The following is an 11,422-nucleotide window of genomic DNA, read 5'->3' as shown; positions in this document are numbered from 1 at the left end:
GGGGCGGATGTCTGGAGTCGGGAACGTCCGGGCGGCACTGGGCCGCCCGGACGCTTGCTCACTTCATTTGAGCGAGGGTGTTCCCGGGGCTAGAACTGTCGGTTGGGGAGCTCGGCCTCGAAGTCGGCCTCGCCGTAGACGCCCTCTTCGACCGCGATGAACTTGTCGAACTCTTCGCCGCCTGCGACGTCGACCACGAGGTCCATCAGCTGGTCGCCGAAGACCGGGTTGCACTCGACGATGTAGTTGACCTTGCCGTCGACCGCCGCTTCGAAGCCGGCCTTGGAGCCGTCGACGATGATGATCTGGATGTCCTCGCCGGGCACCTTGCCCGCCTCTTCGATCGCCTGGATCGCGCCGAGGCCCATCTCGTCGTTGTGGGCGTACAGCAGGTCGATGTCGTCGAGGCCGTGCGTGGAGATGAAGGTCTCCATGACCGACTTGCCGCCCTCGGCGGTGAAGTCGCCGGACTGGGAGTCGACCAGGTCGTACGACAGGCCCTCGGAGTCGAGGATCTCGTAGAAGCCGGTCTTGCGGTCGTTGGCCGGGGCGGAGCCGACGGTGCCCTCGAGTTCGAGGATGCGCGTCGAGTCGTCGTCGGCGAAGGTCTCCACCGTCCACTGTCCGGCCTTGCGGCCCTCTTCGACGAAGTCGGAGCCGAGGCGGGTGACGTAGAGGTCCTCGTCGGCCTGCTCGATGCCGCGGTCGGCCAGGATCACGGGGATGCCGGCCTGCTCTGCCTCACCGAGGATGTCGGTCCAGCCGGTCTCCACCACCGGAGCCAGGACGATGACGTCGACCCGCTGGGTGATGAAGTTGCGGACCGCCTCGATCTGCTTCTCCTGGTCCTGCTGCGCGTCGACGAACTGGAGGTCGGCGATGCGGTCGTCGGCCTCCGCGGAGGCCTGGACGGAGTCGGAGTTGGCGGTGCGCCAAGCGGATTCGGCGCCGACCTGGGCGAAGCCGACGACCAGCCCGTCACCGGAACCGCTGTCGTCGCCGCTGGAGTCGTCTCCGGACCCACAGGCCGCGGCGCCGAGGAGGAGTGCGCCGGCTCCGATGCCGGCAAGAGCTTTCTTAAGCACGCGTCAGCTGCCTTTCGTCTAGTGAAATTTGAGGGATTTCTATTTATCTGGCAGATGTTACCGTTCATATCTTTGCCCGTGTCACCGGCCGGGTCAAGCTCAGGACGGTCTCAATTGGCGTAACAATTTGACAACACGGTGACAGCACCGCAGGGCGCTGACGTGCGTTACTCCTGCGAGCCCCCCGGGCGCCACAGCACGTCCTGCCCCCTGTTCGCCGTGCGGGCCAAGACGAACAAGAGGTCGGAGAGCCGATTGAGATAGGTGACGGGAACGGGGTGCGTGGAGTCCGGCTCATCGGCCAGGAGTGTCCACGTTGAACGCTCGGCGCGGCGGGCGACAGTGCAGGCCTGGTGCAGCAGCGCGGCGCCCGCGGTGCCGCCGCGGAGGATGAAGGAACGCAACGGTTCCAGGTCTGCGTTGTACTCGTCGATCCAGGTCTCCAAGCGCGTCACGTAGTCCTGGTCGATCCGCATGGGCGGGTGCTTCGGGTCCTGGGTGACCGGGGTCGACAGGTCGGCGCCCACGTCGAACAAGTCGTTCTGGACGGCCAGCAGGACGCTCTTCATCGACTCGTCGAACTCGCCGCCGTGCAGTGCGAGCGCGGTGCCGATGACGGCGTTCAGCTCGTCGACGTCGCCGTAGGCGGCGAGTCGGGGATGCGTCTTCGGCACCCGGGAGAAGTCGGCGAGGCCGGTCGTGCCGTCGTCGCCGGTTTTGGTGTAGATCCTGGTGAGATTGACCGCCATACCCAAAACCATATAGCCTCGGCGCATGGCGCATGTGGCGGTAATCGGTTCGGGACTGATGGGTTCGGGGATCGCGCAGGTCGCGGCCCTCGCGAAGTGGGACGTGACGCTGATCGACAGCGATCCGCGCGCGCTGGAGCGCGCCGGGGAGGGCATCGGCGACTCACTCGACCGCTTCGTCGCGAAGGGAAAGGTCGACTCGCTCGAGGCCAGGGCGGCTCGGGAGCGGGTCGCCTCGACGACGGACATCGCCGCGGCCGCTCAGGCCTCGATCGTCGTGGAGGCGGTGTTCGAGCGGCTGCCGGTCAAGCAGGAGGTCTTCGGCCGTCTCTCGGAGGTCTGCTCGCCCGATACGGTCCTGGCGACGAACACCTCGGCGATCCCGATCACCGAGATCGCCGCGGCGGCCTCGCGCCCCGAGCGGGTCGTGGGGACGCACTTCTTCTCCCCCGTCCCCATGATGCGGCTGTGCGAACTGGTGCGGGGTATGCACACCGGCGATGCGGCACTCGACGCGGCGCGGGCGTTCGCCGAAAGCTGCGGCAAGACGTGCGTGGTGGTGAACCGGGACGTCGCGGGCTTCGCGACGACGCGGCTGATCTGCGCGTTCGTGAACGAGGCGGCGCGTCTCGTGGAGGACGGCGTCATCTCCGCCGAAGACCTCGACACCGCCTGCAAGCTCGGTTTCGGCCACCCGATGGGTCCGCTGGCGACGGCCGATCTGACCGGCGTCGATGTGATCACCCACGCGACGGAGAACATCTACGACGACACCGCGGACCCGAAATTCTTCCCGCCGGCGCTGCTGCGCAGACTGGTCGCCGCCGGTGAGCTGGGCCGCAAGAGCGGCAGAGGGTTCTTCAGCTACGAGTGAGGGTGGCCCGCGAGGGGACCAGGACCTTCTCGCCGCCGCTGTACGCGGTGAGGGCCAGTTCCACGGAGTCGTCGTCGGCCTTTCGGACCTTCGCCTCGACCTCGACGATCGCGCCGGTTTCGGCCGGGACGACGACGGGCTTGGCGAAGCGGGCCGAGAACTCGGTGAGCCTCGCGTCGATGCCGGCGCCGTCGATCCATTCGAGGACGGCGCGGGAGACCAGGCCCATCGTGAACATGCCGTGGGCGATGACGTCCGGCAGGCCGGCGGCCTTGGCGGCGGCCTCGTCGAGGTGGATCGGGTTGTGGTCGCCCGAGGCGTCGGCGTAGGCCGCGAGGTGCTCGCGTGAGACGGGGAAGGCCGCGGTGAACACCGCGTCCCCGGGGGCGAGATCGGCGAAGGTCATGCGGGGTCTCCGGCGACGAAGAGGGTGGTCCACACCTCGGCCGCGAGGCCCTCGGCGTCGGCGACCTCGGTGTGAATGGTCAGCAGGTCGTTGCCGGCGACGGTCTTGATCGACTCGACCGTGGGCGTGAGGGCGACTTCGGTGCCCGCCCGCAGCTCGCGGTGGTAGACGAAGCGCTGGTCGCGGTGCAGGACCCTTGACCAGTCGAGCCCGAATTCGGGGTCGGCGATGAGCGGATCCGCCGCGGGCATCGTGAGGGACACCAGGTAGGTAGGCGGAACCGCCGCGTCGCCCGGCAGCCCGAGGGCGCGCGCGAAACGCGAGACCGAATCAGCGGTGATCACCACCGGCTCGGTGGTCGGCAAGGAACGGCCTACGTACGAAGTGTTGAGCATGCCGGGCCGAGGGCCTAGCGAGTCTCTTTGTGAGCTCGCGAGGTCTTGCAGCGCGGGCAGTACTTCTTGAGCTCGAGCCGGTCGGGGTGGTTCCGCCGGTTCTTCTTCGTGACGTAGTTGCGCTCCTTGCACTCCACGCACGCCATGGTGATCTTCGGGCGAACGTCGGTAGCCTTGGCCACGATGAGTGCCTTCCTCTGAACCGGCAGACCTGTCGGCCCGCCTCGACGGACAAAAACAAAGCGTCGACCAGCCTAGCTCGGTAGTCGACGCTGAACAAAAGTAGCGATGGGCGGGATCGAACCGCCGACACAACGATTATGAGTCGTTTGCTCTACCACTGAGCTACACCGCCGTGCGCCCGCTGCCACCGGACGAATCCATCGGAGGCAGTCAGAACACTGCGCCGACCCACGGCCGACGAGCCGCAGATCTGCCTTGCTGAGGCATGTCAGCAGTGCTTCCGAGCCCCAAAACGGAATCGAACCGTTGACCTTCTCCTTACCATGGAGACGCTCTGCCGACTGAGCTATTGGGGCGCTCGCGCTCTCGCGCGGGCCTTGACAAGAGTACATGATCCCGCCCGGTCTTCCGAAGCGGGCCCGACGTTGCGGCACAGACCACAACGGCCGCCGGGCGCGGTCAGACCGCCCGCAGGCGGCTCGCGCCGCCCCCGCCCTGGGCGTCCAGCCAGGCCGCGAAGCGGTCCGGCGGGAGCGGCCTGGAGAAGTAGTATCCCTGGCCCGTCTCGCACTCCATCGCCCGCAGCTCCTCGACGGTCTGGTGCGCCTCGATGCCCTCGGCGACCACGTCGATCTCGAAGTGCCGCGCCAGGCCGAGGACCGCCTTGACGATCGCCCGGTCGTCCGCGTCGGTAGCCATGCCCTGGATGAACCGCAGGTCGATCTTGATCTCCTGGATCGGCAGCCGCCGCAGATAAGCCAGTGACGAGTAGCCGGTGCCGAAGTCGTCGACCGAGAGCCGCACCCCCATCTCATGGAGCCGGTCGAGCACCGGCGTCAGGCGCGAGCCGTCGGCGACCATGTCGTCCTCGGTGATCTCGAACGTCAGCCGCCCCGGCGGCACCTCGTGCTCGGCCAGCAGCTCGGCCACCCGCTCGGGGAAGCCCACGTCGGCGAGTGTCCGGGGCGAGAGGTTCACCGCCATGCGCAGCGGCCCGTCCTCCCGGGCCCACTCGGCCGAGCGCCGCAGCGACTCGTCGAGCACCACCTCGGTGAGCCGCCCCAACTGCCCGGTGCTGCCCGCGATCGAGATGAACTCCTCGGGCGAGACCGGCCCGTACATCGGATGCGACCAGCGCGCCAGAGCCTCGGCCCCCGTCGGCGCGCCGCTGCCGAGGTGGACCTTCGGCTGAAAGTGGACTTCCAGTTCGTCTCGGTCCAGCGCCTGGCGCAGGTCGGCGGCCAGGCCGATGCGGCGCAGGCTCTCGGATTCGAGCCCGGAGTGGTAGACCTGGACGCCGTCGCCGACGTTCTTGGCCTGGCGAGTCGCGGTGCCGGCGCGTTGGAGCAGCTCGTCGGCGTCCGTGGCGAAATCGGGGTGGGTGACGACGCCGATCGCGGCCGAGACGTCGACGGCGACGCGGCCGAACTTGAAGGGGCCCTGGAGCCCCTCGCGCAGGCTCCGCGCGGTCTCGACGGCGGCCTCGGTTGACGGCAACCGGGTCTGGAGGATGAACTCGTCGGAGTCGATGCGGCCGATGAAGGACGCGTCGGGGGCGTGCTCGGTCAGGCGGCGGCTGAACTCGACCAGAAGCGCGTCGCCGGCCTCGTGGCCGAGCGCGTCGTTGATCTCGTGCATGCCGTCCACATCGAACATGAGGACGGCGACGACCTCGCCTGGCACGGTGATCGCCAGGGCCTCTTGGAGGGCTTCGAGAGACCGGCGCCGGTTCGCCAGCGACGTGAGCGGGTCGTGATAGGCGTCGTATCGGAGCTGGTCGATCAGGCGCGTGTTGTCGACCGCGACGCTGACGTGGGCGGCGACGGTCTCCAGCAGTTGGAGGTCGACCGGCTGGAAGTGCGAGAGCTCGCCGCCGATCCGGTCGGCCACCGACAGGCAGCCGTAGACGTCGTCGCCCGAGCGCAGCGGCACGAGGATCGCGCCGCGCAGCCCGGCCTCCTCGAGCTCCGCCCGCAATCGGCCCGAGCGCGGCCCGACGAGCATGGGCCGGTTGGTCTCGATGACTTCGCGCTGGAGGCCCTCGGGAACAGGGTCGAGGTCGGTGAGTCCGATGTAGTCGACCTCGGCGGTGAGGCGGATCTCGGGGTAGCGGCCGCCGGCGGGCACCCAGACGGTCGCGTATTCGGCGGAGAGGATCTCCCGCAGGCGCCCGAGCATGGCGTCGATGAGGCGGTTCGAGCGGACCGAGTCGGCCACCAGCTGAGTGAAGTTGTTGAGTTCGCGCAGGACATGGCGCTGGCGGCGCAGCTGCATGTAATTGCGCGCCAGGTAGACGGTCGCGGCCGTGACGATCCCGATGAGGACGGCGGTCCACCCGCTGGCGTCGAGGAGGACCAGGAAGATCAGCCCGAGGCAGGCGGAGATGACCGGGCCGATGAGGGTCATGTAGAAGGCGAGCCAGGCTCTGACGACGCTGGCCCATCCGGAGAGCAGGAGCAGCATCAGGGAGATGAGAATCGTGGTGACGAAGCCGTTGAGCACGATCGCGCCCACGATGACGGCCCAGGTGCGCGGGTCGGTGGCGCTGCCGAACCCGGCGAAGTGGACGATGACGGCGACGACCGCGGTGCCGCTGGTGGTGAGCCCTATGTTGAACAGGGGCTTGAGCAGTCCGATGTCCTTGCGGACGTAGCGTCCACCGTAGAAGAGCACGGATGAGGCGAGACGGGCCGCGATCACCCAGAACGGCGGCAGGAAGAAGACCGCCACCGCCAGGGGGATGTCGGTGAGGTTGAGGGAGATCCGCAGCCCGCGGACGTGCTGCTGGATCAGCAGGCCCTGGGTGACGAGGAAGGAGGCTGCTAGAAACGGGGCCGCGAAGGCGGGGAATTCACCGGGCGGGCCGAACCATGCGAGCGCGACGGGGCCTCCAGAGAGGACCACGGCCGTGAGGATCCACGGCAGCACTTTGAACAGCCGCGGGTACCGTGCTCGAATCGCCGCCCCGCCCAATTAACGAACCAGCCGAGGCAACTAGGCGATCTCGCCCGAGCTGGAGGTGGTGAACTCGATGTCGCCGGAGGATTCTTTGGCGTCCGCGATCTCGCCGGAGCTGTCGCCGGTCTCGGTGTCGGCGATCTCGCCGGAGCTGCCGCCCGTCTCGACGGAGGCGATCTCACCGGAACTGTCCGGAGAGGTCTCCGGGCCGGCGGAGGCTGCGGAGGCGGTCCCGGCGACCAGGCCCAGCGCGAGAAGGCCGGCTGCGGCCGCAGCGGCGAGCTTCTTGAGCATTCTGACCGGTTTCACAAGGCCTCCCTGAATTTGCTAGTGCGAACAGTCGTGGGGACCAGTCAAGCCCATGGTGCCACAGTCCTATCGCACAATGGAAGGGCTGGCGGGGTGTACCTCAGGCTATTTCTGGCTCAGCCATACGGTTGAGTAGGGCTTCGGCCATTGTCCCCGAAGCGGGTCGGCCGTTCGCGGACGGGTCCATCCGTTGCGGACCGTAGCCGGGACGCCTCCAGTGAGTTAGGCTTGCCTTACCGATTGCCGCGAATGCCGTTCGACCCTTGGGAGCCCGTCCATGTCTGCGAACTCCATTGACGCGAACGACGTTGAGACGCTGCCGTTCTCCGGCCGAATCCGGCGGGCCAGCTGGTCGCGGCACCAGTCCCTCGACCCGGGCTCCGACGGATCAGACCGCGCCCCGGGCGTGTTCGACCGGCTCTTCGACGGGACGCTGACGATCGGGGACTACGCGCGATGGCACGCCCAGCAGTTCTTCGTCTACGAGGCGATCGAGTCGGCCGCCGAGCGTTGGAGGGGCCACCCGGTCGCCGGCGCGTTCGTGTTCGACGAGCTGCTGCGGCTGGACGCCATCACCGAAGACCTCGAATTCCTCATCGGACCGGACTGGCGCCCCAAGACCGCCCCGCTGGCGGCGACCCGCCGCTACGTCGAGCGGATCGAGGCGTCCGCGCACACGTGGGCGGGCGGCTACATCGCCCACTCGTACACGCGCTACCTCGGCGACCTGTCCGGCGGGCAGGCGTTCGGGAAGGCCGCACGGCGCGTCTTCGGCTTCGACGGGCGCGGCGCCGGGTTCTACGACTTCGCGGCCGTCGAGGACACGAAGGCGTTCAAAGACCTCTACCGCGCCCGGCTCGACGCCGCGGCGCTCGACGCCGGAGAGCAGGACCGAGTCATCGACGAGGTCCTGCTGGCCTACGACCACAACGGAGCGGTCCTGGAGGCGCTGGCATCGCAGCTGAGCGAGGAGGAGAACCCGTTCGACGCCGACGTGATCGCCGCGATCTGTCGGCACATGAACGACGACCACGCCGCCGACACGCTGGTGATGTGCCGGGGCCTCGGCGGCCGTCCAGAGGCGACGGCGGCGCGGATGACCGGCCTGGACGGCGAAGGCGGTGACTACGCGGTCACCGCGGGCGGCGTCGAGGAGTCCATCCGGATCCCGTGGGCCCGAAGACTCACCGAGCGTGACGAGGTCCGCCCCGAGGTCGTGCGGATCTTCACCGAATCGCGGGAGCTGTTGCGACACGCCGGGTCGTGACGGATCGCGCCTTCGCCGCCCTAGCGGCGCTACCGTGATCCGGTTGTCAAGCTCACGTCAGGCCGGCGCCCTCAGGGCGTCTCCCCCGGCGATGAGCGCAGCCACGGACCCGGAGGATCGATGCCCCAAACCGGATCGGCGGACGAGATCACCATGCGCCGTCATGCCGCCCGGCCGCACCGCGTACGAGGCCAGCACCGCGCCTCGTGGGCGGCCGAGCTCGCACCGCTGGTCGACGGGACGCAGCGGCGCTACACGGCCGTCGTCGGCTCCGCCGTAGCCGGAGCGTCCATCGTCGCCATGGCCACGGCCGGCGGGCTCCCCGACGGGGACCCCGACCCGGCCGCGTCTGAGGCCGTCGCCGACATCGCCGCGCACGCCGAGGAGTCCGCGCGCACCGGCACTGGCACCGCGCCGCGCGCCGGGCCCGCCGAGGCTCCGGACGAGGCCGAGCCGCCCGGTCGGGCCGAGTCGAAGAGGCTGGAGCGGCACTCGCCGGTGGCGGCGCAGCCTGCGGAGATCAAGTGGATGCCGATGCTCGACGACGTCACCATCACGTCCCTGTTCGGGCCGCGGTGGGGCCGCAACCACAACGGCATCGACTTCTCGGCGCCGACCGGCACACCGGTCTACGCGGCCTACTCCGGCACCGTCGAGCACGCCGGCTGGGAGTCGGGCTTCGGAAACCTCGTCATCATCGACCACGGCGACGGCGTCGAGACCTACTACGCGCACAACTCCGAGATCCGCGTCTACGAGGGGCAGCGGGTGGAGGCCGGCGCCCACATCTCCGACGCGGGCAACACCGGCTTCTCCTTCGGCTCCCACCTGCACTTCGAGGTGCACGTGGACGGTGAACCGGTGGAGCCGCTCGGCTACCTCGAATCCGCCGGGCTCAGCCTGAGTTAGATCTTCGCGATCGGGGCGAGCCTGAGGATCACCCATTTGGGTTCGCCGTCGCCGAAGTCGATGCGCGCCTGCGCCCTTGGCCCGGAGCCCTTGAGCTCGACGACGCGGCCGAGCCCCCACTTGTCGTGCGTGACCCGGTCCCCCACTTCGAGGGACGGGACGTCCGCGGCGCTGCGCATGGAGATCGGCTGCCCGAACGAGGGCGATTTGCTCTTCATCACGCGCGCCGGCGGCGCGGACTCGGTCCACTCGATGAGCCCCGTCGGGACTTCGGACAGGAACCGGCTGGCGGCGTAGAACTCCGGCTGTCCGAACACGTTCCGCGTCCCGGCGCGGGTCACGTGCAGATGCTTGCGGGCCCGCGTGAGCCCGACGTAGGCGAGCCTGCGCTCCTCCTCCAGCTCGCTCGGCTTCGACATGGACCGCTCATGCGGGAACATGCCGTCGTCCATGCCGGTGAGGAAGACCGTGTCGAATTCGAGGCCCTTCGCGGTGTGCAGCGTCATGAGCGTGACCACGCCGCCGTCCTCCGCCTCGGGGTCGGGGATCGAGTCGGCGTCGGAGACCAGCGCGACGTGCTCCAGGAACGAGGCGACGTCGGGTTCGGCGTCCGGCTCCTCGTCGGCCGGGTCGACCGCGCCGCGCACGGTCTGCTCGGTGAACTCGTGGGCGACCGCGACGAGCTCTTGGAGGTTCTCCACGCGGCCCTCGTCGCGCGGGTCGTTGCTCTGTTCGAGGCCTTCGAGGTAGCCGGTCTCGGCGATGAGCTTGTCGAGGACCTCCTCGGGCGGGGCGGTGCGGGCGAGCTCGGTGGCCTCGTCGAGGATCTCGCAGAACCGCTTGATGCCGCCGCGGGCGCGCGACGATACGCCGGGCGCCTCGTCGGCGCGGTGCAGGGCCGCGGGGAACGAGATCCGCTCGCGGGCGGCGAGCGCCTCGATCTCGGCGACCGCGCGGTCGCCGACGCCTCGCTTGGGGACGTTGACGACCCGCTGCGCCGAGACGGTGTCGTCGCCGTTGACGGTGAGCTTGAGGTAGGCGAGCATGTCGCGGACCTCCTTGCGCTCGTAGAAGCGGACGCCGCCGACGACCTTGTAGGGGATGCCGCGGCGCACGAACACCTCTTCGAACGCTCGGGACTGGGCGTTGGTGCGGTAGAAGATCGCGACGTCGCCGAAGGTGGTCTCCTTGGCGTCGACGAGCTCGTCGACTCGGTTCGCGACCCAGGCGGCTTCGTCGTGCTCGTTGTCGCCGGCATGCCCGAGGATCGGTGCTCCGGCGCCCTCGTCGCTCCACAGGCGCTTCTCGCGGCCGCGCTCGGTGTTGTGCTTGATGACGCCGTTGGCGGCGTCGAGGATCGTCTGCGTGGACCGGTAGTTCTGTTCGAGGAGGATCGTCTTCGCGTCGGGGTAGTCGCGCTCGAACTCGATGATGTTGCGGATGGTCGCGCCGCGGAAGGCGTAGATGGACTGGTCGGCGTCGCCGACGACGCACAGCTCGGCGGCGTCGTCCCCGGTGCCGACGAGTTCGCGCACCAGCACGTACTGGGCGTGGTTGGTGTCCTGGTACTCGTCGACCAGGACGTGGCGGAACCGCATCCGGTAGGCCCGCGCCACCTCGGGGAAGGCCCGGAGGAGGTGGACGGTGGTGCCGATGATGTCGTCGAAGTCGACGGCGGCGGCGAGCCGGAGCCGCTCGTCGTACCGGGCGTAGACGTCGGCGATGAGCTTGACGCGGGCGTCGTCGGCCTGGCCGGCTGCCTGCTCGGGGCCGATGAGCTCGTTCTTGAGCCTGGAGATCTCGGCGGCGAACCAGCGCGGGGAGTGCTTCTTGGAGTCGAGGCCGAGCTCCTTGACGATCTGGGTGATCAGGCGCCGGGAGTCGTCGGAGTCGTAGATGGTGAAGCTGGACTTCCAGCCGAGCCGGTGGGCCTCGCGGCGCAGGATGCGCAGGCACGCGGAGTGGAAGGTGGAGACCCACATGGCGCGCGAGCGGGGGCCCACGAGCGCGGCGACGCGCTCGCGCATCTCGGCGGCGGCCTTGTTCGTGAAGGTGATCGCGAGGATTTCGCCGGGGTGGGCGCCGCGTTCGGCGAGGAGGTGGGCGATGCGCTGGGTGAGGACGCGGGTCTTCCCCGAGCCCGCCCCCGCGACGATGAGCAGGGGGGAGCCGGCGTGCTCGACGGCTTGTCGTTGCGGTTCGTTGAGGCCGGTCAGCAGGGCTTCGGAAGCGTCGTCACTCATAGGGGACCAATTATGCCGCGCCGGGTGCGACGTTCCGGCGCGGC

The 11,422-nt window shown here is 69.0% G+C and carries 11 protein-coding genes and 2 tRNA genes; 3 read left to right on the top strand and 10 right to left on the bottom strand.

Annotation, left to right across the window (positions count from 1 at the left end; genetic code table 11):
- Positions 1 to 89: 89 nt before the first annotated feature.
- Both L0U85_RS07200 and L0U85_RS07195 read right to left on the bottom strand, forming a co-directional pair.
- Positions 90 to 1,085 (bottom strand): ABC transporter substrate-binding protein, encoded by a 996-nt coding sequence (locus tag L0U85_RS07200; protein ID WP_241377076.1) that lies wholly within the window; start codon positions 1,083 to 1,085, stop codon positions 90 to 92.
- A 167-nt stretch (positions 1,086 to 1,252) separates the two neighbouring features.
- Entirely contained in the window at positions 1,253 to 1,834 is a 582-nt protein-coding gene (locus L0U85_RS07195) for a cob(I)yrinic acid a,c-diamide adenosyltransferase (protein ID WP_241377075.1), read from the bottom strand.
- Positions 1,835 to 1,859: 25 nt separating this feature from the next.
- Here L0U85_RS07195 and L0U85_RS07190 point away from each other — a divergent pair, with 25 nt between their 5' ends.
- Positions 1,860 to 2,708 carry a 3-hydroxyacyl-CoA dehydrogenase family protein gene (locus L0U85_RS07190; protein WP_241377074.1) on the top strand — a complete coding sequence of 283 codons (849 nt, stop codon included), beginning with the start codon at positions 1,860 to 1,862 and terminating at the stop codon, positions 2,706 to 2,708.
- On the opposite strand, the gene L0U85_RS07185 is transcribed toward L0U85_RS07190, so the two are convergent.
- From L0U85_RS07185 to L0U85_RS07155, 7 genes are all read right to left on the bottom strand, one after another.
- A complete protein-coding gene (locus L0U85_RS07185) occupies positions 2,695 to 3,114 on the bottom strand; it encodes a MaoC/PaaZ C-terminal domain-containing protein (protein ID WP_241377073.1) in 420 nt (139 codons plus the stop codon). The two genes, L0U85_RS07190 and L0U85_RS07185, sit on opposite strands and share 14 nt — an antisense overlap.
- A complete protein-coding gene (locus L0U85_RS07180) occupies positions 3,111 to 3,479 on the bottom strand; it encodes a MaoC family dehydratase N-terminal domain-containing protein (protein WP_241377072.1) in 369 nt (122 codons plus the stop codon). Before L0U85_RS07180 ends, L0U85_RS07185 begins: the two co-directional genes overlap by 4 nt.
- A 44-nt stretch (positions 3,480 to 3,523) precedes the next feature.
- Positions 3,524 to 3,694, bottom strand: coding sequence for a 50S ribosomal protein L33 (gene rpmG / locus L0U85_RS07175; protein WP_347177382.1), 171 nt, complete (start codon positions 3,692 to 3,694; stop codon positions 3,524 to 3,526).
- A gap of 98 nt (positions 3,695 to 3,792) precedes the next feature.
- Positions 3,793 to 3,864: transfer RNA gene (locus L0U85_RS07170), tRNA-Met, on the bottom strand.
- Positions 3,865 to 3,975: 111 nt separating this feature from the next.
- Positions 3,976 to 4,048 (bottom strand) — tRNA-Thr (locus L0U85_RS07165).
- A 103-nt stretch (positions 4,049 to 4,151) separates the two neighbouring features.
- Positions 4,152 to 6,596, bottom strand: a complete 2,445-nt coding sequence (locus L0U85_RS07160; RefSeq protein ID WP_241377071.1) for a GGDEF domain-containing protein — start codon at positions 6,594 to 6,596, stop codon at positions 4,152 to 4,154.
- 90 nt (positions 6,597 to 6,686) lie between these two features.
- Entirely contained in the window at positions 6,687 to 6,959 is a 273-nt protein-coding gene (locus L0U85_RS07155; RefSeq protein ID WP_241377070.1) for a hypothetical protein, read from the bottom strand.
- A 277-nt stretch (positions 6,960 to 7,236) separates the two neighbouring features.
- Here L0U85_RS07155 and L0U85_RS07150 point away from each other — a divergent pair, with 277 nt between their 5' ends.
- Together L0U85_RS07150 and L0U85_RS07145 are read left to right on the top strand one after the other, a co-directional pair.
- On the top strand, positions 7,237 to 8,226 hold the full coding sequence (locus tag L0U85_RS07150) for a biliverdin-producing heme oxygenase (RefSeq protein ID WP_241377069.1): 990 nt from the start codon (positions 7,237 to 7,239) through the stop codon (positions 8,224 to 8,226).
- A gap of 120 nt (positions 8,227 to 8,346) precedes the next feature.
- A complete protein-coding gene (locus L0U85_RS07145) occupies positions 8,347 to 9,135 on the top strand; it encodes a M23 family metallopeptidase (RefSeq protein WP_241377068.1) in 789 nt (262 codons plus the stop codon).
- Here L0U85_RS07145 and pcrA read toward each other — a convergent pair.
- The gene (gene pcrA / locus L0U85_RS07140) at positions 9,132 to 11,378 is read right to left on the bottom strand and encodes a DNA helicase PcrA (RefSeq protein WP_241377067.1); all 2,247 of its coding nucleotides are present in this window, start codon (positions 11,376 to 11,378) and stop codon (positions 9,132 to 9,134) included. The genes L0U85_RS07145 and pcrA overlap by 4 nt on opposite strands.
- Positions 11,379 to 11,422: the final 44 nt, after the last annotated feature.

The sequence above is a fragment of the Glycomyces sp. L485 genome, assembly GCF_022548875.1.
In the GTDB taxonomy this organism is placed as follows: Bacteria; Actinomycetota; Actinomycetes; order Mycobacteriales; family Micromonosporaceae; genus Glycomyces.
Note: the sequence above shows the minus strand (reverse complement) of the source record. Positions and strands in the feature narration are given on the sequence as shown.